Below are 22,998 nucleotides of genomic sequence, written 5' to 3'. Positions count from 1 at the left end.
CCTGCTACCAGGGGCTTCGCCATGTTCAGATGCCACCACGCTGGCGACTGTCAACCTGTGATCAGCAGAAGTCTTGCCCGCCAACACATCCGCCTCAGGCTAAAAAGGGTCACGCTATCAACATCAACAAGCCTAACTGGCGGCGGTCGGACCATTGTCAAATTACGACTGACCGCCCGGTCCATGCGAACTTCGCACCATGGATCGGGCGGTCAGCCCACCGCTACGCCTGCAACTAACGCTCAAATTACCAGCTGATGAGCCTCTCGTACACGTTAGTGATCGGATTGTTCATCTCAATACCGAAGTCACCGATCTCGAACGTTGCACCTGTCCTGTAGTCGTGCATGACCGTTTCTCCGGTAATCCGGGGCATACTCCGAACGTCGGCCGCGTATTGAGAGTTGCGCTCCCTGAGTATCTTGTAGAGAGAATCCTCCGCTTCCGAACGACTACCGATACCATTCAGCTGCTCACGGAACTTCGCCAGTCCACCCTTTTGGAAGAACTCGATTCTTTCCTGGCGCGCTCTCATGGCCTCCGCGTGACGTTCTTGAATTTCGCGCATTTTTTCCTTGTGCTTATCGCGAGCCTGGACTCCATCGTGTCTGCCGGTCTGTGTCGACTCGGTGATGTTGTCCAGATCGACATCGTCTGCGGCGCCCAAGTCGTCCGCTCGCTTCGCGCCGCTCTTCAGACCGCCTTCGATAGCCTCATCTGCCGGGCCGGGAATGGGTAGCAGACCGAAGAGGTCGGACAGGACTTGCGAGATATCATGGTCGCCTGTCGCCTCATAGTCTCTCTTGTATTGCCTTCCACTGTCATCCTCCATGCCGAGGAATACGGACGTCGCACCGAAAACCAATTCGCCTACAATGACCGGCAGTATCGACATCCCAGAGGAAAGCCCGTCTTGAAAGTGTTCGTTGGTTAGCGGTAGCGATGCGCAGGTGGAACGACTCTCGCATAACCCGTTGGGGTCGTGTCGGGTGATGGGGTTGTTGTCGGTGTAGGTGTAGAGGTTGGCCGCTCTGGGGTTGGTTTGTTCGAGGTCGGGGGCGAATCTGAATAGGGGGTCGCTTGAGGTCCAGGCGAGGGTGTGTGGGTCGTAGTAGCGGTGGCCGTAGTAGTGGAGGCCGCCGGTGGTGTCGTAGTCCTTGCCGTTGAATTCGGTGGGGTATTTGTTGGTGGGGGTTCCGGCGTTGGTGAGGTGGGTGATGAGTTCGCCGTAGGGGCCGTAGGAGGCGACGCGTTTGGTGGTGGCGTCGGTGGCGTTGAGGGCGAGGACGTGGTGTCCGAGTGGGGTGGTCAGGTAGTGCTCGAAGGTTCCGGTGGTTTTGTCGCCGTCGAGTCGGCCGATGACCTGGCCGGCGAGGGTGATCGTCAGCCGGTGTTGGGGGGCGACGTTGGGGGTGTGGAGGGTTTCGAGGTTGCCTGCCCAGTGTTTGGCGGTGGTGATGGTGCCGGTGGTGTCGCGTTGGATGGCGGCGACGCGGGTGTGGCCGTCGTAGAAGAAGGTTTCGGTTTCGCCGGTGGCGCGGGTGGTTTTGCGTAGGCGGGGTCCGTCCCAGCGTTGGGTGAGGGTGGTGCCGTCGGGCAGGGTGCGGCTGGTGGTGTTGCCCGCGTCGTCGTAGGTGTAGTCGGTGAGGGGGGTGTTGTCGGGTTTGATCAGGGCGTCGAGGCGTTGGGGGTCGCCGCCTTGGGTGGGGTTCTGGTAGCGGTGGGTGACGTTGCGGGAGGGGACGCGGGTGCCGCCGATGGTGGAGACGTTGGCGGTGTTGATGCGGCCGCCGGGGGTGTGGGTGAACACGCCGTTGTAGAGGGTGCTGCCGCCGTATTGGGTGGCGGTGAGCAGTTGGTCGCGGTGGTCGTAGGTGTAGTCGGTGGTGCGTAGTGGTTGGGTGGTGTCGCCGAGTTGTTCGGTGGTCTGCCGGATCTGTCCGGCGTGGTTGTAGGTGTAGTTCTGCTTGTAGCGCTGGACGCCGATGTTTTTGGCGTCGATGCCGGTGACCCTGCCGAACGGGTCGTAGGTGAAGTTCATGGTGGGTGAGGCGTAGCCGGCGGTGTTGTCGGTGTTGGTGTTGCGGGTGGTGACCAGGCCGGCGGCGTTGCGGGTGTTGGTGATGGTCAGGTTGGCGTTGCCCGCGCCGAGTTGCATGTTGGTGGTGGAGGGGGTGCCGTCGCGGTCGTAGTGGGTGGCGACGGTGGGGCCTTGGTAGGACACGGCGCCGGTGGCGTCGATGGTGGTGGTGGTGTGTGATTCCAGGGTGCCGGTGGCGTCGGTGGTGTAGTCGACCTGGACCCGGTCGGCGGTGATGCCGGTGCCTGCCAACGCGTGCAGGGTCTGGCTGGTGGATTGGGGGTGTCCGCGGTCGGTGTAGCGGTTCTCGGTGGTGAGCACCGGTGAGACGGTGCAGACCAGACGGCCGGTCATGTGCGCGGCGTTGGCGGGGATGGTCGGGCACGGGTCGGTGCCGCCGGGTGGGGTGTCGGGTTTGCGGTCGTAGAAGTACCGCTTGTCGCCGATCTTGAACTCGGCCAGTTCCGCGGCGTCGAGGTCGCGCACCTGCGGGTTCTCCCCTTGCACGCCGGGGCGTTCGCGGGTGACGCGGCCCAGGTCGTCGTAGGTGGTGTGTCGGGTGTAGGCGGCCGCGTCCGCGCCGGCGGGGACCGGTTCGGTCACGGTGGTCATGTCGTCGTTGCGGTCGTAGCCGTAGGCCCACGTCCGTCCCGCCGACGTGATCGCGGTGCGGTTGCCCGAGTAGTCATGCGCCAGGGTGGTGACCACCCCGTCGGGGTCGGCGATCTGCCTTGTGCGGCCCGCCCCGTCATACCGGTAGGTGGTGGAGGCGAACACGTTCGCCCCGCCCGCGTCCACACCTGTCTTCTCTTGCACCAGCACCAGCTGACCGGCAGCGTCCATTGTGGACTTGGTGACCGAGGCGGGTGATCCGTCGCCGGTGACCCGTGAGGCGGTCACCGTCAACCCGTCATAGGCGACGGTGGACAGGGTGCGGGCGGGATCGGCCTGCGTGTTCGGCGAGGTCTTCTTGACCTCCACCGGCCGATCCAACGCGTCGTAGAGGGTCTGCATGGTCAGCGTGCCCAGACCGCCGCCCTGGGTGGTGCGGGTCAGCGACACCCGGCCCGCGGCGTCGTAGTCGTACTCGACGTAACCGCCCGGCTGCGGGGAACGCTGGTTCATGGTGCGCACGACGCGCCCCAGCCCGTCGATCTCGGTCGTGTCGTAGGTGAAATCACCGTCACCCGACGCGGTCTCGGTGATCGTCGAGACCGGGGTGTACCCGCCGGACATGTACGAGTCGGAGTCCTTGTAGGTCGCCCTGGACACCACCACACCCGCGGCCGCCGACGCCGGGAACACCGTGTTCTCCACCGGCCTGCCCAGCCCGTCGACCTTGGTCTGAACGCGCTGCCGGTACGCGGCCTGGTCGAACGAACACGTCTGCGCGGTACCGTCGGCGCACACATAGTCCGGGCCCTCGGCCGACAACGTCGCACCCGTACCCAGATCCACAGTGGACGTCACGACCTGACCAACCGGGTTGGTCACCCGCGTCACGTGCACCCCGACGGCGTCATAGACGAACTCGGTGAACCCCGGCGCGTCATCCCCACCACGCAAAGGATCACCCGCACCGTACCTGTACACCTGCTCCGGCGCCCACACCCGACGCACCAAACCACGATCCGCGCCCGCACCACCGTAATAGGCGTAACGAGTCACCTTGACCGGCACGCTGGAATCGGCGTCGTCCACCGACACCGTCTGCACCCGCCGGAACACCGGGTCCTCATACGCGTAATACGTCGCACCCAGATCAGTGGAGACACCATCGACCACACTGCTGCTGGTCACCGACTCCGGCGCCACATTGAACACCACATCAGACCACGCCACGTTAGACGTCGTGGTGGTCCGGCGGATCTCGGTCTGGCCGTCGGCGTTGACGAACTCGGTTTGACCGAAGGTCGGCAACTCCATCACATAGGCGCCGCCCACCGTGTGGTCGTCCCACCCCGTCGTCGTCACCGTCTTGGGCGCGCCGGCCACACACGCGGTGGCGGTCTGCCCGTCCGAGCCCGTGCAGGTGTAAGTGGTGGTGGTGTCGGGCAATACCACTCGTGAGGGGAACGAGGCCAGCATGCCCGGTGCCCGCAGGCCGAGCTCGCGGACGGTGTAGGTGTTGTCCACCACGGTGGCGGTGTTCGGGTGAGCGTCCGGGTCGGTCACGTCCAGAGCGTCACCGCGGATCGTCACCACCCGCGAGGGCAGACCACGGTAGTCCTGATCGAACGCCATCCGGGTGACCACCGTGAGCGAGCCGGCGCTCTGCGGGCCCTCGCGGACCTGGCGGACGTCACCGTAGCCGCGGAACACCCGCGCGCCGTACGCGGTGGATCCGTAGTGGGGGTCGAGGTACTTGTGGCGGGTCACCATCGCCGGCTCGTTCTGGCCAGGGTTGACCGTGATCTTGTCCACCAACCACTTGCCGACCTCGGTGTCCCGCTTATAGTCCACCGTGGTCTTCGCGCCGTAGCCGTTCTTCACCGTGCGCAGCAACCGGGCGGGCGCCTTGACCGCGTCGGCGGTGTCGAGGTTCTGCTTGGCATACCGCACCGACGGGGTGCCGTCGTTGTCGACGTCCTCCACGAGGTCCAGCAGCCCGTCACCGTTGAGGTCGATCGCCGTACGAGTCGCGGTGTAGTGGTAGTCGCCGCGGTCGGCGTACTCCGCCAGTGTGCCGCGAGCGTCGATCCGCCCGGCCAGTGTCCGCGCGATCTCTACCTGAGCCGGAGTCTCGCGCACCCACCGGGCACCACCGTTGAGGAACAACTGGCCTGTCGCACCGTCGTAGGACAACGTGTCGAGCAACCCGTCGTAGTCCAGGTCGATCATCCGGGTCAACCCATGGCGTTCCCCAGTCGTCGGGTAGCTCTGCCAGTTGCGGTTCGACAGATCCGGCGCCCGGAACCTGTCCATGTACTGCGTCAATGGGTGGTTTTCGCTGTACTTCACCCGACCACCGTCGACATCGCTGCCCAGACCGGCACCGGTGTGGAAATCGACCTGCGCGTAGGTGCCGTAGGACTGGATCTGGTCGGGCAGACCGTCACCGTTGATGTCGAACATCGAATCGAACGGGAAACCCGTGTAGTGCGTCGGATTGTCCAGATCGTCGTAACCGGTGCGCTTACGGTGAAAACCCATCTGGTTACGCGTGTCGCAAAACGGGTCGTTCGAGCCGTAGCAGGCGCCCTCCCGGCTGGTCATGTACAGGCCGTAGCCGGTCGTGCCGTCGGGCTTGCCCGGGTAGACATACATCTCGCCCACGGCGTCGGTCATACCGTCGGCGTTCATGTCCATCGACGGATACGACACCGACCCCTGCCACGGCAAGGTATAGCCACCGATGATCCCGTCGGTCGGAAGGGGATTCGAGTACACGTACACACCCGGTTGCGGATCGTAGGCACCCGGAGGAGCGGGAACCTGCCGGGTCAGCACCGTCGGTGTGGAGGCGAACCCGGAACCGGTGTTGCGGTACACATACCAGTTCGTCTGCCGCTTGGTGATGATGCGGCTGTATTGGTCGAAATCGGGAAACCGGTCCTCGGCGTCACGGTTGTGCAGCATCGAATCGGCCATGAACCCACCATGTTCGGTCCAATGGGTGAGGATCTTTGTCGGGTCCGACGGATCCTCCGGCAGCGACTCGTTCGGATCCGGGATCCCGTGCGTGCTCTCATACGGGCAGTGCACCGACGCGATCGGCTGCGACAGCAGATCCACATAACCGTCACGATCGATGTCCTGGAAGCCATGCACGACTTGCTGCATCGACCCCCATCCGGCGGTAGTGTCCCACTCCTCCTGCGCCGAACACGGCTTGGACGGATCCCCCATCCACCCACCGGAATCATCCGAACTGAACGACCGCGACAGCGAACACAACAACTCACCGGCGCCCGACTCCACGGTTCCGGCTGGCACCGGCACATCCGCCATCGCATCACGCATCGAGAACGGCGGGAACTCCCCACCTGACTCCTGCTTCACAAAACCCTGATCCGGCCCCTTGTTCAGATACACGTCCACCACGCACCCACCGGTCGCGGGCGCCGCCGCCGCCAACCTCAGGTTGCCCTCGGCCCGCGCCAGAATATCGACCAGACCATCACCGTTGACATCCACAAAGGACCGTGACAGCGACTCGCCGGTGGCCTGCCCCACCGCCACCGCCCACGGAATCGACGCCGAACTGTACTGCCCGTGCGGCTTCTTCGTCTCCGGCACCGCACCGAACGGAACCGCGGCCGTCGACCAACCACCCGGCGCGAACGTGTACGTCTCCGGCTGATCCGGATTCGCGAACGGATGCTGCACCGTGTCCACCGATTCCGGCAACCGCAAATTCGGCACCGGCACCGCCACCGGCGCCTCATACTGCGCATCGTTCACATACGACGCCGCTTTGCCATAGGTGAACTCCGTCGGCGGCAACCACTTCACCGCCGCCGGACCTGTGATATTCGGCGAATGCACGATCGGCTGAACCGAATTCAACTGCCGAAACGGCGTCACCGCGCCCGTGCACGACTCCGTCCCCGCGTCGTAATTCAACACATACTCGCGCGCCGTCTTCAACGCCGCCGCAGGCCCCTCCTGCGTCACCGTCACAATCCGCTGCAACTTCCGGGTCCCCGACAACAACCCGAACCCCAAGGTGTAATCCAGCCTCGACCCGACCGGAAGCACACCCGTGCCCGCGTCACCGCAAAACCGCGGATTGTCATACTGGAAAAGCACCTTCGCATACGCGTGCGACGCGCCCGGCGACCAATACTCGATCGCCGACGGCACAAATTCCCGAGGATGATCGGCCGCAGGCACCGCCGTCGTCCGCCCCACCGTCGCATACACATACCGCAACTGGTGATCATCACCGTCCTTCACCAACACCAACGGCGCGAACGAATACGGCTGATCCGACTTCAACCCATACAGCGACAACGTCCCATCAGCGTGAAACACTCGCCACCAATACGGCTCCGCCGCCACGCCCCCCAAAAACTCATACCGCGCGAACGAACCATCATTCAACGCCCGATACCCCACACCCCCCGACTGCGTTGGCAGACTCTCGTCACGCACCAACGGATTCCCATCCGGGCCCACAAAATTCCTCGGCGCCTCGGCAGAACCCCCCTGCGGCCACTCCGTCCGCATCGTCCCCCCCGTCGGATCCACCGAAATCACCGGCACACCCAACCGCCACCCAGCCGCAACCCCCCCATGCACCGCCGCACCCGACGAATACGACAACCCCACCTCCGGAGCCTGGCCCCCACGCCCCGACGGCACACTCACCGGATAACCAAAACCAAAACCCCCATCCCCTGAAGCACCACCGCCCCCACCGGCCAACGACACCACCCCCGGCGCCGACTGACCCCCCAACAGCCCCGAATTACCCGAACGCTGCGCATCAGCCCGCGCGAGCCCGGACAACCCAACAGTCCCCGCCGCCGCGAGAACCGCCACCAACAACCCCGACAACCACCGAGACCCCCACCTCGCGCGGCCGTGCAAGCTAATCGACTGGTCCATCGTCTACTCCAAACGCCAGGGCCGCAACGGCACCACGGGGCCAGGACACCGACCTCAACGCCATCGCCGAGACAGCGTTCCCATCACTACGTAGCTGCCTCCCATCCCGGTTCACGACGCGCGCAAACCGTCCCCGCGCACATCTCGGGCCCCGTCCCGGTCAGTCCGTTCGCCGAGACGGCCAGTTAGAGCACACACTGGCACGCACAAAGGTCCCCAAGATCTCGCGCGACGACCGCCCACCGCAGGCACTCAGACACCGCCTCCGTCAATCGCCGGGACTGTAAGACGACGACGAGCGGCTCTGGCGCACTTTCGGTGGTGGTGTGGGGGTCCCGAACCGGGGCGCTTGTTGATCTTGTCATGATCATTTGTGACTGAAGTGGCGGAGCTGGTCGATGTGGTGTTCTCGGGGCTGTCCGCGCTGTCGATCGAGAGCGTCCTGGACGCAGGCGACATGATCGTGGTGCGGGCCTCGACCAGGGACTATGCGGTGGCATGTCCTTCGTGCGGGACGCCGACCGGCCGTGTTCACGCCCGTCACGAGCGGGTTCCGGCCGATGTTCCGGTCGATGGTCGCCGGGTGCTGGTCAGACTGCGGGTCCGCCGGATGCGATGCCCTGTCCCCGAGTGCCCGCGTCAGACGTTCCGCGAACAGGTGCCTGGCCTTGTCGAGCGTTATCAACGGCGGACCGTGCGATTAGGTGAGCAGGTCCGTTGTGTCGTGCGCGAGCTGGCAGGCAGGGCCTCCGCCCGACTGTTGCCCGCGATCGGAATCCCGGTCGGGCGGGACACCGCGGTGCGAGTGTTGTTGGGTATTCCGTTGCCGGATCGGGCGGTGCCAGCGGTCCTAGGGATCGACGATTTCGCCCTGCGCCGAGGCCATGACTACGCCACCGTGTTAATCGACGCGGACACCGGTGCCCGCGTCGACGTCCTGCCTGGACGGCGCGCGCAGGTGGCGGCCGAGTGGCTGAGGGCGCACCCGGGTGTCGAGGTCGTCTGCCGCGACGGTTCGACCCTATGCTCAAGCCGTGCGCGACGCGCTGCCGCACGCGATCCAGGTGGCCGACCGTTGGCATCTCTGGCACGGCCTGTGTGACGCCGCAGGCCGCGAAGTCGCCGCCCACAGCGCGTGCTGGGCCACGGCCACCGGGCTGCGCGAGGGCAAGCTCGCTGACACCACATTGCAACGCTGGCACCAGATCCATGCCCTGCTCGATACCGGAGTCGGGCTGCTGGACTGCTCACGTCGCCTCGGTCTGGCGATGAACACCGTCAAGCGCTACGCCCGCGCGGCCACACCGCAGCGCATCCAACGCGTCCCCAAATACCGGGCCTGCATGGTCGACCCTTACCGCGACCACCTCCGCCTCCGCCGCGAACAGGAACCGGGCGTGGGACCGACCGAGTTGCTGGGCGAGATCCGCGCACTGGGCTACACCGGCAGCCACAACCTCCTCGTGCGCTACTTGAATCAGGGGCGCCATCTGGACGAGCATCGGCACCTCTCGTCCCGCCAGGCCACCCGCCTGCTGCTGACCCGACCGGAGAACCTCGCTGACCATCAACACCAACGACTCGAAGCACTGACCGCCGCGTGCCCCGAAATGACAGCGCTGGCCAGCCTCGTGCGAACCTTCGCCGCTCTGCTCACACCCCACGGCAGCAATCCCGCCCGGCTGGCGGCCTGGGCCACCACCGCCCGCGAGGCGGATCTACCCCAAGTGCATTCGTTCGCCAGAGGCATCGAACTGGACATCGACGCCGTCACCGCCGCGATCACCCTCACCCACCACAACGGACGCACCGAAGGCATCAACACCAAAACCAAGCTACTCAAACGACAAACGTATGGGCGGGCGGGCTTCGCGCTCCTGCGCCACCGCATCCTCCTCGGCTAACGCCACCACCGAAAGTGCGCCAGAGCCAGACGAGCGGTGTAACTCCCGATCATGGAAGTGACACCGATGACCGAGATGATGTCCGGCGTGGAACACGCTGAGGACTCGACCTCGCCGGCTGGGTCTGACCAGTTGGATGAGCAGCTGATCGGCCAGTTGATCGACCGCGCCAAGGCCGGTGGCCTGCAGCTGACAGGCGCAGGTGTGCGCGGCGGTGTGGGTGCCGCACGCCTCCGGGCCGGACGCGGACACGGTGCAGGTCCAGCGCAACGGCGCGACCTACGAGAAGGCACGACTGAAGGTCACCGACTCGGCCGGGCTGTCGACGGTGCACGAGTTCCGCCTGACCGTGACCCGCGGCCAAGCATCCACGGTGGATGCCGGCGGCCCCTACACCTGCCGGTGGAACACCGGGGAGAACCGGTGTGATCTGACCGGCCCGGTCACCGCGGCGATGAGCGACACCGACAACGACCAGACCGGATGGCCGCTGACCACGCAGTGGTCGATGCAGCCCTCTCGGCTCGACGACCCGATGTCGCTGTTCTGCGGGGCCAGTTGCCCCGAGCAGTACACGATCTGGCGCAACGCCTCCCCCAACGCGCCCTACACCTACGGCGGGTACTCGGCGATCGAACCGACCCTGCTGGCCAAGGGCCGCGACGGACATGGCAACGAACGCCACGACACCGCGCAGGTCACCCAGATCCCCAATCAGCCCACGGTCACCTTGACCAACGGCACCACCTCGACCGAATCGTTCACGGCGGTGGCGGGGTCACCGGTCACCCTGACCGCGACCAAGGGCGTCACCGGCGGACAGATCTTGGGCTATGACTGGGATGTCGACAACAACGGCACCGTCGACGCCACGACCACCGTGGACAGTCTGTCGTGGACGTACCCGACCACTGGGTCGTTCACGGCGAAGGTCACCATGAAGATCCGCGAGGTCGGCAGGTTCGGTGCTCAGACCGGCGTGGTGTGGGAGACCAGTGGGGTTGATACCGCCACTGTGACGGTCACGGGTTGTGGGTATTGCGATGCGGTGTCCGTTGATGGGCCGTTGGGGTGGTGGCGGTTGGGTGAGGTGACTGGTGTCGCCGCGGTGGACGCGTCGGGGAATGGTGGTACTGGTACGTACACGACGAGTGGTCCGGGGATCAGCCTCGGGTTCGCCGGGGCGTTGGCCGGTAGTGATGACAAGGCCGCGCGGTTCTCTCCGGGCAACGGCGCGCATGTGGCGTTGCCGAATCTGCAGCCTTCGGCGATGAGCGAGGTGTCGTTGGAGGCGTGGGTGAGGACCGACACCGCGAACACGGTGCGGCTGGTGGGTGACGGGGCGAGCACCACCGATGGGTCGTGGTTGGGGGTGGCCGGTGGTAAGGCCCGGTTGCAGGTGAATCTGCCCGACCCGAGTGATGGGGCGGCGTTCACCGCCTCCTACACCGCTGTCGCCACGGTCAACGACAACGCCTGGCACCACTTGTGCGTACTCCGTCGTCGGTGACGTTGTATGTGGACGGGGCGCCGGACGCGACGTGGTCGGCGCCGCAGCGGCATCAGGCGATGTCGCGTACCGATATCGGGTTCCCGGTGGCGAGTTACACCAGTGGCGGCGCCACCATCGACGAGGTCGCGGTGTATGGCACGGCGTTGAGCGCGGCGCGGGTGGCGGCGCACTACACCGCGGGCAGCGGCCAGCCGCCCGCGGCGCCGGCGGCGGCGACCGCGAACGCGGGGGCGGATTCGGTGGCCACGACGGGGGTGTGGTCGCAGCTGGTCGGGTCGGGTACCGGGTTCGGTGTGTTGTCCTACCAGTGGGCTTTCGGCGACGGCACCACCGCCGGCGGCTCCACCGTCAGTCACGCGTGGCCCGCGGCGGGGGTCTACACCGCGACGTTGACGGTGACCGACGGGTTGGGGCAGACCGCCACCGATTCTCGGACCGTGACCGTCACCAACCCGCCGGCGCCGGTCGCCTCGGCCGGGGCGGACCTGACGGCCGCGGCGGGTGCGGTGGTCGGGTTGTCGGGGGCCGGGTCCACCGGCACCGCCCTGACCTACGCCTGGGCGTTCGGTGACGGGCAGACCGGCACCGGGTCCACCGTGTCGCACGTCTACGCCGCCCCCGGCGTCTACACCGCGACGCTGACGGTGACCGATGTGGCCGGGCAGACCGCCGGCGACACCGTGACCGTGACGGTGCACCCGGCGGTGCCGGTCGCCGACGCCGGCGCGGACACCACGGTGGCCGCGGGAGCGCCGGTGACTCTGTCCGGCACCGGCTCCACGGGCGGGAACCTGTCACACAGCTGGGCCTTCGGTGACGGCACCCCCAACGCCGCCGGCGCCACCGTGGAGCACGTCTACGCCGCCGCCGGGGCCTACACCGCGACGTTGACGGTGACCGACTGGCAGGGCGTGACCGACACCGACACCGTGGTGATCACCGTGGCCCAGCCGGGTGGCTGTGGTTACTGCGATGTGGTCGCCGCCGACAACCCGGCCGGGTGGTGGCGCCTGGGCGAAGCGTCGGGCACCAGCGCGGTGGACTCCTCGCCCAACGGCAAACACGGCACCTACGGCGGCGCCACGGCACCGGTCCTGGGTGTGGTGGGCGCGGTGGCGGGGCAGGCCGACACCGCGGTCGGGTTCGCCGCCGCCGGCGGCAGCCGGGTCGAGCTGCCGGTCAACCTCAACCTGGCGAACAAGACGAACATGACCATGGAGGCGTGGGTCAAGACCGGGGTCACCGGCAAGGTGCAGCGTCTGATCACCGACCACTTCGACAACACCAACTCCAACAACGGCTACGCCGCGCTCCAGGTCAGCGCGACCGGCAAAGCCCAGTTCCACATCCGGCTGCTCGACCCCGTCGAAGCGCCCGGCACGTTCTGGGAACGCTCCAACTACATCGGGTCGACCACCATCACCGACAACACCTGGCACCACCTGGCGGTGGTCCGCACCCCCAACAGCGTGACCCTCTACGTCGATGGCCAGGCCGACGGGACCTGGACCGAAACCCAATACCACCAGTCGTTCGTGCGGGCCTCGCTCGGGCAGCGGTTCCTCGTCAGCGGCGCCACCGGCACCTTCCAGATCGACGAAGCCGCCGTCTACACCACCGCCCTGACCGCCGAACGCATCGCCACCCACCACAACACCGGCACCGGCACCACCCCGCCACCCCCGGCGGCACCCACCGCCAACGCCGGCACCACCGCAACCACCGGCCAACCCGTCACGCTCACCGGGTCGGGCACCGGGACCGGCGCCCTGTCCTACATCTGGGCCTTCGGCGACGGCACCACCGGTTCAGGCGCCAGCGTCAACCACACCTACACCACCCCAGGCACCTACACCGCCACCCTCACCGTCCTCGACTCCACCGGCGCCACCGCCACCGACACCATCACCGTCACCGTCAGCGACCCGCCCACGGGCAGCGGCTGCGCCTACTGCGACGCCATCACCGCCGACAACCCCCTCGGCTGGTGGCGCCTCGGCGAAACCCCCGGCACCACCACCGCCCTCGACGCCTCCGGCAACAACCGCCACGGCACCTACGGCGGCACCACCCCACCCACCCTCGGCCTCACCGGAGCCACCGCCCACCCCGACACCGCCGTCTCCTTCCCCGTCGCGGGCGGCAGCCGCATCGCCCTACCCAACAACCTCCAACTCGCCAACCAACAACACCTCACCCTCGAAACCTGGGTCAAAACCAACACCACCAACCGAATCCAACGCCTCATCTCCGACCACGCCACCACCACCTCCAGCACCGGCATCGCCTACCTCGGCATCACCACCACAGGCAAAGCCACCTTCACCCTCAACCTCACCAACCCCACCGAAACCCCCGGCACCACCTGGAACCGCGAATACACCGGAACCACCACCATCACCGACAACACCTGGCACCACATCGCCCTCGTCCGCACCCCCACCACCGTCACCCTCTACATCGACGGCCAACAAGACACAACCTGGACCGAAACCCAACACCACCAACCCTTCACCTACACCACCATCGGCCAACGCTTCACCACCACCGGCACCGGCACCTACACCATCGACGACACCACCATCTACACCACCGCACTCACCCAAACCCACATCAACAACCACCGCACCCACGCCCTCACCAACCCCTAAACCCCACACATCATCAGCAACCGACACGTGACGACACAGGATGTCGGCGCTCACGTAATTCCCGGCGCCTGTGCTCACGTAATTCCGCAGGTGGTGGGTCCTTGGTGATGTTCTACCCGGTGGCCTCCTGGGGTCGTTGGGCGGCCCGGTTGGGTCGTTTGTTGGGTCGGTAGCTGGGGCCGTTCATGAAGACCTGGTGGCTGGTGTTGATGAGCCGGTCGAGCAGTGACTCGGCGACCACGGGGTTCGGGAACAGCGGATACCAGTCCACCGGCGAGCGGTTGGAGGTCAGGATCAGCGAGCGGCCCGCGGCGGCGCGTTCGGAGATCAGTTCGTAGAGGTCGTCGGCTTGTGGTGCGGTGAGTTCGCGCATGCCGAAGTCGTCGAGGATGAGCACGGCGGGTTTGGCCAGTTCGCGGAGTCGTTTGTCCCAGCTGCGGTCGGCGTGTCCACCGGCGAGGGTGGCCAGGGCTCGGCTGGTCTTGGTGAACTTGACCTCGGCGCCCTGCCGGATCGCGAGGTGTCCGAGTCCTTGCGCGACATGGGTCTTCCCGACACCGACGGGTCCATAGAGGACGACGGATTCGCCTGCGGCGAGCCAGCGCAGGGCGGCGAGGTCGCGGATCTGCGCGGCGGGCAGCTTTGGGCTGGCGGCGAAGTCGAAGCCTTCGAGGGTGGATTGTTCCTCGAACTGGGCTCGGCGGATGCGCCGGTCGATGGCCTGGGACTCGCGGCGGGCGACTTCGTCGTGACAGAGGACCTGCAGGAACTCGATGTGACCGAGTTCCCCGGCTCGGGCCTGGGCGAGTCTGGCGTCGAGGGTTTGCAGCATCCCGGACAGCTTCAGGTTGCGCAGCGCCTGTTCGAGCGCGACGTCGATGATCACGCCGACACCTCCGTGTCCGACTCGTCGTTCGTGGTGGCGGTGTCCGCGCCGGGCACGGGGGTCGCGGTGGGCATGGCCACGACGTTCACGAACAGCCGCGAAGGACCGTGCAGGAACGCCGCGGCGCCACCGTCACCGGTGGATGGTCGGGGCGGGTCGGCCTCCAGGCCTGCGGCGAGGATGCCCTTGATCGTGCGATAGGACGGGTCGCCGACCGCGATCGCCTTGGCGCAGGCCGCTTCGAGCCGGGCGGGGCCGTGTTTGTCGGCCAACCCGAGCACGCCCTGGGCGGCGCGCAGCCGGAACAGTGCGTTGACCTCCAGCAGCTCGGCGATCGCCGCGACACACGCCTGCCCGACCTTGACAGCGCGGGAGCGGCACCAGACCGGGGTCCGCATCCTGAACGCGATCTTCTCCGGCGGATAGTGAGCGAAATCGGTCTGTTTCCCGGCCGGTTTGCGCGGGTGGGTGGCGATCAACTCACCGGCATCGAAGATCTGCACCATCGTCGCGGTCGCACGGGCATCGACCCGGCGGCCGATATGACGCCACGGCACCGAATAGAGCGTCTTGCCGACCTTGACATGGATGTCCGGGCCGATCGTGCCCGCCGACCACGTCGCCAGGACGAAAGGCTTACGCGGCAACGCAAGCAACGCGTCGGCCTCGACCGCCTCGAACACCGACATCGGCGAGGCACCGGCCAGCGGGCGGGCCGAGCGCCGCCCGGCCACCTCCCGGCACCACACGACCGCGGCGGCCTGCATCTGCGCCACCGAGGTGAACTCGCGGCCCCGCCAGAACGAGTCCCGGACATAGGGCATCGGCCGTTCCACCCGCGGCTTGTCCTTCGGTTTGCCGCGCCGAGCCGGGTCGACGAGGGTCCCGTAATGGGCGGCGAACTCCGCATAGGAGCGGTTGATCTTCGGGTCATACAGGTCGGTGCGGTCGACACCGGTGCGCAGGTTGTCCGGAACCAGCCGGTGCGGGACCCCGCCGAAGAACGCGAACGCCTCGACATGGGCCTCGGTCCAGGATCGCTGGTCCATCGTCAGCACCGGGCGAACGAACATCAACCGCGAGCAGGCCAGCACCATCACGAACGCCCACACCCGCTTCTTCCGACCACCCACCGGGTCCGTCCAGGACCCGAGATAGCCGTAGTCGATCTGGGCTTCCTCACCCGCCGGCGGATCGTCCCGCAGCACCGTCACCTGGGCTCGGCGGTCCTCCTCGGGCAGGTTCGCCGCGACATACCGCTTCAACGACGCCACGCTCGCCGACAGGCCGTGTTCGTCGGCCAACCGCTGCCAGATCGTCTGCTTGGTGACCCCCGCGGCCAGCATCGCCACGATGAAGTCCCGGTGCTTGTCGAACTCCGGCCACGTCACCTGCCGCAACCGCATGTCCGCCAGCCCAGGGAACCAGCCCCGCACCAACTCCTCCCACTCCCGGGCCGGCTTCGCCGGCCCGCCCGGCGCCAACCCCGCCGCCACCGCCGGGGCCACATACTTCTTCACCGTCTTGCGGTCCACCCCCAGACTCGTCGCGATCTCACTCTGCGACCTGCCCGCATGCCAATGGATCAAGATCTCGGTCACGTCGACCACGTTGAACGTTCTCCTCGCCAATCCGGGCCTCCGTCAGCTCGATCCAACGGAGGCAGCCTTCGTCCTGCGAGGACCACACCAACGACGACACGCCCACCAACAGGTGAGGAATTACGTGAGCGCCGACCTGGGGAATTACGTGAGCGACAACCGCCCTAACCTGGGGAAATCCGTGAGCGCCGACACAGGAGAAGCGGAACAGACGCGATCGACCGGATTAGTGGGTTTGAGGTTCCCCCCGGGAGTCGGACACCGGGGGGAACCTCACGAGATCGGCGACATCAACCAACGCGTCCACGACCTCGACACCACCATCAGGCACCTCGTCACACCGCTGGCGCCCACCCCGCTGCAGATCACCGGGATCAGCCACAACTCCGCCGCGGTCCTCGTCGCCGAGATCGGCGACATCACCCGCTTCACCACCTCAGCCAAGCTCGCCCGCTACACCGGATGCGCACCCATCCCCGTCTACTCCTCCGACAAGGAACGCCACCGCCTACATCGAGGCGGCAACCGGCGACTCAACAGCGTTCTCTACACCGCCGCGATCGTCCAGAAACGCTTCCACCCAGACGCGCGACACCTACTCGACCGCCACGAACCCGCCAAAGGCGCCCGCGGCGCCCGCCGCATCCTCCAACGCCACCTCATCGACGTCATCCACCGGGCGATGACAACCGACCACACGACCTGGAACCACCACATCACCCGCCACCCGCACACGGAGTTGACATAGAAGCATCAACGGACTGCTACGCCAGTACTTCCCCAAGGGCACCGACCTGTCCCGCTGGAGCCGCGACGAACTCGACGCCAGGCCCCGCAAGACACTTGACTGGAAGACACCCGCAGAAGCGCTCAACGATCACCTACCATCGATCTAAACCAACGGTGTTGCGACGACCGGTTGAATTCAGGAACTACATGTCGAACGAATACCAGGCCACCCTCACCACACTCCGACTACGCCGCTCCGGCGGTCGCACCGGAAGCTGTTACGACAACGCCATGGCCGAATCATTCTTCGGCACCCTAAAAAAACGAGCGTATCAACCGCACTGCCTATCGAACATGAGAAGCCGCACGGCAAGACATCACCCGATACATCGAATTCTGGTACAACCGCGCAGGCTTCACTCCGCGATCGGCCAACTCCGAAGCGGTTCACCAGCGCGTCTCCCCGACGAAATACTTGGCCGCCTTGCGCAGAATGTCGCGCTCCTCCTCCAGCTCGCGAACGCGCCTGCGCAGCGCGGCGTTCTCGCCCTCCGCCGGCCCAAGCGACGTCGGGGCCGCCCCGCTCGCGACCGGTGAGTCGCCACGCCGTTGCTCGTCGAGCCGGATCCAGCTGCGCAACGTCTCGGAGTTCACCCCGAGATCCTCGGCCACCGACCTGATCGTCGCGCCCGGCCGGGACCGGTAAAGCGCGACAGCCTCGGCCTTGAACTCCGGCGGGTAGTGCTTCACCGCCATCAGTGCGGGACTCCTGTCCACCCGGACCATCAGGGCCCAAGTGCGTCTGGTGTCCAACATCCGGGGTCAAGGCCCAGGCACTTGCTCCCGGAAAGTCTGGCGCGGGCACACGGCGACAGGACATCGCATCCGGCGAACCCGCAACCTCACCAGCACCCGGCGACCATCGACCGGCGCATCCGCCGGGACCCGCTCATGAAAGGCGTGAACACGGCCCGTCGGCGTCCCGCAGCACGGACACGCCACCGAATCGCCCCTGGTCGACGCACGCACCACGATCACATCACCAGCGTCCTCGACACCCTCGATCGACAGCGCGGACAGACCCGAAAACACCACACCGACCAGCTTCGCCGTCTCAACCACCAAACAATCATGACAAGCACGCTGGCCAGCCAGGCTACGCAACGCCACCGAAAGTGCGCCAGAGCCCATTTTGCATCAGTCTCCAGCTCCGGGTTCACGGCAGTGATCGACGACGTCTCGCTGTCGGATCTGCATGACGCGACGCAAGGTTCCGGACTGCCGCTCGACCAGTGACTGTGACAAACAGTCGCCACATCAGTAGTGGCGGGGTGGGCTGCGTGTCGCACGCTTGCAGCCCACCCCGCCACGACCCATTAAAGCTATTGTAGATGTGGAACGACGACGAGTGCGTCGGCCATCATAATTCCGGATTCTCCAGACACGGTGACCTTGGCGCCGCCATCGTGGCCAAGCCTGAATCCCTCCTTCTTAAGGTTGACCCAGCGCGGCGAACTTGCTTGATCCACAGTGACTGTCTCCTCGCCCGATACGGTAGTAACTCGGTACTGCACAGTGGCGGTTGCAGCTGCGGGCAATATCTTGACCCAGATGTCGTACTCGTGCTCGTATTTGATCGAAGATCCGACGTTCCACGTTAGACTGGCTGGCGCAACTCCGTACATCATAGATTCATTCAGACAATCAATGATGCACAGCGCTTGCCGCCAATCCCCTTGCGGGTTGCCGGATTCGACTGACGCGTCTGACAACGCGGTATAAATTTGAGCGTTCATAAACGCTGTTTCTTCTTGCTCGGGGTGTAGTCGGCGCCACGTATTCCAAAATGCGTCAAAGCTGGAGAGGTCATCAGCTTCACGCATTGCGGCGGTGATGTCGCCGACCGGATGGGCGGGCTCAGAATCGAAAAATCCGTTGTAGTACTCCAGCGGCGTGTCATCATAAATATCCCAGAGCGCCATCGCGACACTGCCCTCAACATCAGGTCCCCGATTTGCGCAGCTTTCCGGATCGCAGCTCTCAAGATTGTACAGTTGATGGAAAAGTGGCGGCGATGAACTACTTGGGGCGTACGCGTGTTCACTCGCGACGGCGATGAAATTGGCGAAACCCTCCTTGAAAGCACAATGGCGGTTAGTGACCTTTGAGAATGTATGATCACGACAATCGGGCGCACTTGTGGAGAAGAGAGAGATTCTCTCCTGGACGAGATGGCCCATTTCGTGTTCCGGCGAGGTACCGAGCGCGCTTTGGCGAGGAACCCTGATCGTATTCGTAATTGGCGAATAATCCGCAGCCTCTACGTCTTCCAGCTTGATAAAAGCAGACGAGGTGAGGTCTGCGCCAACCAGCTCCCGCACGGTTAGGATGGCGCCATACGCGTTCCCCTCGGCGGTCTGCGAGCGGTAATTAGTTTCCTCCGGGCTGCGCATGAAAAAGTGCCCAAGAGGAATGTCCGCGATAACACCGGTGTCGCCACTCTCATTCTCGACGACACTATCCTCGGACTCGTCCTCGGCGTAGACTCTGAGGAAAAGGCTTGAATCTTCGCACGCATAACTGCCGAGAAAGGGTATCGGATTCGCGGGAAGTTCACATCCGGTCCAAACGGTACCGTCGCTCCGCACCACCTGGTTGGGGTAGGCGAACGTCACCTCAAAAGTGCCGTCCGGCAGCACGTATCCAGCCACTTCGTTGCCGACTGGGACTCCATCTGGACCAATCGAATCGAGGACAGGCCGCTCTAGTAGCGGGCTCGATGGGCTGCCATCGTGGCACTCGCATAGTAGTTCATACCTGGCGCCGCCCAGTAGGCGTTCTTTCTCGAACCGACTGTTGACAAAGGTGTGAATTTTCCCGGTGGCGGTTACGGGAACGCGGACGCCGCCAGGAATCTCGTCATCATGTGGAGCGATGATTACGGCGTCAACATTAATGGCGCCGCCTGGCGGATTCGCCGCGGACACGCGCAACGTGGATTCCACATTCGGCTGTATTCCTACGAAGCCCTCGGGCCGCAGATTGAGCCAGCCATCCGAAGCTGTGACATGGTTGACCCCACAGATCGGTTCGATGTGGCCGTCGGTTGTGAATACGTAGCACACGTCGCTGTTATAATCGGGATGTCCGGCCGGGAGGCGAACAAGAATGTCGTACCTTCCTGGCGCTGTGACATATCGGCCCAGGTTCCAGGACAGCCCGAAGTCGACGCCAGTGCTCGGTGCTGCGCTGACCACATCTCTGTCTCGGCACGTCGCGCATTCAAGTGTGGCCCAATCCCCAGTGGCGTTGGTTGCCAGTTCCTCGTCTTGGAGGTCGGTGTATTCTAGAGTGTTCATGAACATGATTGCCCGGTCGCCCGAGCTGAGCCGGAGGCGCCAGTCGTCCCAAAACTGGTCGATGTCGAGCGGTTGACCTTCGGCGACTATGCTCATGACTAGGTCAAAAGGGTAGTCGGCGAAGTCGACGAAGCCGTTGCCAGTTTCACTGTCGGCGGTCTCGTTGGTGGTGTCGGTCAGGTCTTTGAGCGCTGCGGCGACGCGCAGGCCGACGCTGCCGCCTTCGTGAGTACAGGGTTCGGGACCAGCAGGGCCGTCGGGCTGGTCGAGAGCGCAATGTTCGATGTCGTAGCCGGTGAATCCCATTTCGATCGTGTCGGGAACGGGAAAGGGTTCAGCCGTGGCTTCGGCCAGGGCCGCAGCGAACCCGAGCTGCAGAGCGCATTCCGGGCTGGTGGGTTCCGCGAGTAGGTAGTAGCGGCAGTCGGCGGGTACTCCCGGAGAAGCCTCGCCGAGCAGCTGATGATAGTATTTCAGAGCTGTCAGAAACTCTGGAATGGAACCGCGGACCGCACTGTTACTGAGACTTATTTGGCCAGTGGCATGGTCATATCTATCCGACTCGAAGGGGTTCGAACTGAGGTGGATATCCACCTGGGTCAGGCGCTGCTCCATAGGAAGAGTCGCAGTGTAATCAACGACGTGATATGCACCCCGGTAGGCGTGCGCGGCGTCGCTGTCGACGACATACGTGTGGTTGGGGCGTTCATAGAACGCGCCCAGCGAGATCGACGCCAGCAACGCTGGTTGTCCGGACGGGTTGGTCACCGTCAACCCCTGCCCGTTGTCGGCGTAGACCTCCAACACGAGATCGCCGTCTAGGCATGCGCCCCACTGGTCGAACCGTGGGTACGGCCGACGCCATTCACACCCGTAATAGACGTCGCCGCCGCCTAGCGGATAACTCACCGCCGGGTATGTGAAGTCCAGAACGAATCCGCCGTCCTCGTCCAGGAAGCCCTCAACCGCCGGACCGGAGTTGCCAGGCCCGTGATGGATCGTGCGCCACTGTGGAGTTGCGTTCGGATCCGTGCTATCCAGAATCAGACCCTTCAAGGCGTACCGAGCCTTCTTGATCTCCCGGTTCGGCGCGTTCGCGTCGTCGTACTGCAACACTACCCGACCCGCTACCTCGACTTGAGGTTGTTCGGTCGGCCCCTGAATTGGACCGCAATCCCCACTGCTGATTCGGGGCTGCCCGATTTGTTCGATGACGCCCGGCACGCGCGCCGCCGCATGTCGCGGCAATACGCCGATATCCACGGTAGTCCAGTTGGATAAACACCACACTACCGGCGGTTGATCCACGTACGAAACCGTCACCTCGTAATCCGGTGTCGGATTCGGTCCGGGCAACTGGCAATTCAGAAATGCCTTGTGCTCGTAGTCCGCATCCGAGTGATACGTGACCACTTCGGCCTCTGGGGACCACCCCCAAAACTCGCATGAATTCCGCGGATAGTCGTTTGGGTCGGCTACGGCCGTCGTGGCACCGTGCACCCCGCCGGTCACCGCTATCACCACCGCCACCAGCCACAATATGACGCGCCTCACATGACACCACCTACTCGATAGAGAAATGAGCGAACAGCGACATTACGAATCGGGGCGGTTCCGTGGATCGCGGCACGTATGCCGGTGCCGACGGTCGAGTGGAAGGCCACTTGGCTCGACCAGGCCCGGTTGGTCGCGTCAGGGCGCCAACGCGACCAACGCCAGGCTGCTTCCCGCAACACATAACCGACGGGACGGCCTGTGGTCACCGCCGACGTTGAGGGCCGGCTTGCCACAGCTCGATCCAAGCAGGGCGGCTGGGACTGGTTCCAAGATCGGTGGATCTGGCCTGACCCGCCGGGCTGAGGTCTGGCGAGAGTCGCTCGCAGGATCCCGATGGCCCTGTGGTGCAAGCGGACCGCGGTGTGATGTTCCGGGCGTGCGGCGACCTCGCGAGTGCGCGGTCGCCAGGCGCGTCGCGGGTCGTAGTGTTCCTGGTGGGGAGGCGGGTGTGGTTAACAGAGGGAGCGGTCGACAGGACCGCGCGATATAGGTGCCCAGGCCGCGAGCCGTTCGAAGCGGTGCAGCCCTGCGGCTGGCTCGCGCCACGATCGTCAGCACAATCAGTGCTCTCACGTGGGCGGCGCGCCGTACGCACAGTAAATGCGCAGGACGCGTCGTCCCGTGCCAACCGCGGCGTCGCACGCAGCGAAACGCTCGCCGCGCCCGCGTGGCCCAACGAGTCCCAGTCCCCCGAGCGCCTGCAACGGCCAGTAGCACCCAACCACCAGCCCCCGGCCTGGGGTGTTCGGGTCGATACACGACCGCCTGCCGGAACAGCCCGTGTCAAAGCCCCGCGGCAAGGCGCGCAAGGTTGTAGAGACGTTCGAACTCCTTGACGGAGGCACCGCACGTTCACAGTCCCGCGGTCCGGATCAAGTTGTGTGGTCGTAGGTGAGAAGAAGCCGTCACGAGGCGGTGGTGGTGGCCCGGTCGGTCCGTTGGGCTGGCCGCGGGTGCGGTTGATTGCCCCTGGAGTGTGCGTCATGGCTGACCCCGGTCGGTTTGGTCGGTTTCGGGTCTCTCTGTCTCGACGGTTAACGGTTTTGTTGGCTGCCGCGCTTGGTATTGGGGGGGTGGCGGCTTGGCCTGGTGTTGCGGTGGGTGATGCGCAGCGTTCGGGGAATTCGTCGTTCTTGGGGTCTGGGGTGGCTCCCGGTGTGGTGGC

Annotated in this window: 8 protein-coding genes and 4 pseudogenes; 6 read left to right on the top strand and 6 right to left on the bottom strand. The window is 65.2% G+C overall.

What is annotated here, in order from left to right; genetic code table 11:
* Positions 1–247: 247 nt before the first annotated feature.
* The gene (locus ACSHT8_RS02435; protein WP_436497254.1) at positions 248–7,633 is read right to left on the bottom strand and encodes an RHS repeat-associated core domain-containing protein; all 7,386 of its coding nucleotides are present in this window, start codon (positions 7,631–7,633) and stop codon (positions 248–250) included.
* Between the two features lie 373 nt (positions 7,634–8,006).
* On the opposite strand from ACSHT8_RS02435, the pseudogene ACSHT8_RS02430 reads away from it, so the two are divergent.
* From ACSHT8_RS02430 to ACSHT8_RS02415, 4 genes and pseudogenes are all read left to right on the top strand, one after another.
* A pseudogene (locus tag ACSHT8_RS02430) lies at positions 8,007–9,537 on the top strand (ISL3 family transposase).
* A gap of 66 nt (positions 9,538–9,603) precedes the next feature.
* Positions 9,604–9,735: pseudogene (locus ACSHT8_RS02425) on the top strand (IS256 family transposase); the annotation flags it as partial.
* A 16-nt stretch (positions 9,736–9,751) separates the two neighbouring features.
* On the top strand, positions 9,752–11,047 hold the full coding sequence (locus ACSHT8_RS02420; protein WP_436497252.1) for a LamG-like jellyroll fold domain-containing protein: 1,296 nt from the start codon (positions 9,752–9,754) through the stop codon (positions 11,045–11,047).
* Positions 11,044–13,701: a PKD domain-containing protein gene (locus ACSHT8_RS02415; RefSeq protein ID WP_436497250.1), complete on the top strand. Its 2,658-nt coding sequence runs from the start codon at positions 11,044–11,046 to the stop codon at positions 13,699–13,701. The genes ACSHT8_RS02420 and ACSHT8_RS02415 overlap by 4 nt, the downstream gene beginning before the upstream one ends.
* Positions 13,702–13,813: 112 nt before the next feature.
* Here ACSHT8_RS02415 and istB read toward each other — a convergent pair whose 3' ends face one another.
* Positions 13,814–14,587, bottom strand: a complete 774-nt coding sequence (gene istB, locus ACSHT8_RS02410; protein ID WP_436497248.1) for an IS21-like element helper ATPase IstB — start codon at positions 14,585–14,587, stop codon at positions 13,814–13,816.
* Entirely contained in the window at positions 14,584–16,197 is a 1,614-nt protein-coding gene (istA, locus tag ACSHT8_RS02405) for an IS21 family transposase (protein ID WP_436501971.1), read from the bottom strand. The genes istB and istA overlap by 4 nt, the downstream gene beginning before the upstream one ends.
* Positions 16,198–16,300: 103 nt before the next feature.
* On the opposite strand from istA, the gene ACSHT8_RS02400 reads away from it, so the two are divergent.
* Together ACSHT8_RS02400 and ACSHT8_RS02395 are read left to right on the top strand one after the other, a co-directional pair.
* On the top strand, positions 16,301–16,936 hold the full coding sequence (locus ACSHT8_RS02400; protein WP_436497246.1) for a transposase: 636 nt from the start codon (positions 16,301–16,303) through the stop codon (positions 16,934–16,936).
* A pseudogene (locus tag ACSHT8_RS02395) lies at positions 16,932–17,084 on the top strand (IS30 family transposase); the annotation flags it as partial. The gene ACSHT8_RS02400 and the pseudogene ACSHT8_RS02395, both read left to right, overlap by 5 nt.
* A gap of 280 nt (positions 17,085–17,364) precedes the next feature.
* On the opposite strand, the gene ACSHT8_RS02390 reads toward ACSHT8_RS02395, so the two are convergent.
* The 3 genes and pseudogenes from ACSHT8_RS02390 to ACSHT8_RS02380 all read right to left on the bottom strand — a co-directional run bounded on the left by ACSHT8_RS02390 (position 17,365) and on the right by ACSHT8_RS02380 (position 21,788).
* Positions 17,365–17,673: a transposase gene (locus tag ACSHT8_RS02390; protein ID WP_436497245.1), complete on the bottom strand. Its 309-nt coding sequence runs from the start codon at positions 17,671–17,673 to the stop codon at positions 17,365–17,367.
* 72 nt (positions 17,674–17,745) lie between these two features.
* A pseudogene (locus ACSHT8_RS02385) lies at positions 17,746–18,039 on the bottom strand (transposase family protein); the annotation flags it as partial.
* A 260-nt stretch (positions 18,040–18,299) separates the two neighbouring features.
* Positions 18,300–21,788, bottom strand: coding sequence for a hypothetical protein (locus ACSHT8_RS02380; protein WP_436497243.1), 3,489 nt, complete (start codon positions 21,786–21,788; stop codon positions 18,300–18,302).
* Positions 21,789–22,998: the final 1,210 nt, after the last annotated feature.

Origin of the sequence: Actinokineospora sp. HUAS TT18, assembly GCF_051364635.1 — a bacterium.
Lineage (GTDB): Bacteria > Actinomycetota > Actinomycetes > Mycobacteriales > Pseudonocardiaceae > Actinokineospora.
Note: the sequence above shows the minus strand (reverse complement) of the source record. Positions and strands in the feature narration are given on the sequence as shown.

Bases quoted from the DNA above. Each gene is read 5' to 3' on its own strand.
- ACSHT8_RS02435 (WP_436497254.1), bottom strand. From the start codon at position 7,633: ATGGACCAGTCGATTAGCTTGCACGGCCGCGCGAGGTGGGGGTCTCGG.
- ACSHT8_RS02390 (WP_436497245.1), bottom strand. From the start codon at position 17,673: ATGGCGGTGAAGCACTACCCGCCGGAGTTCAAGGCCGAGGCTGTCGCG.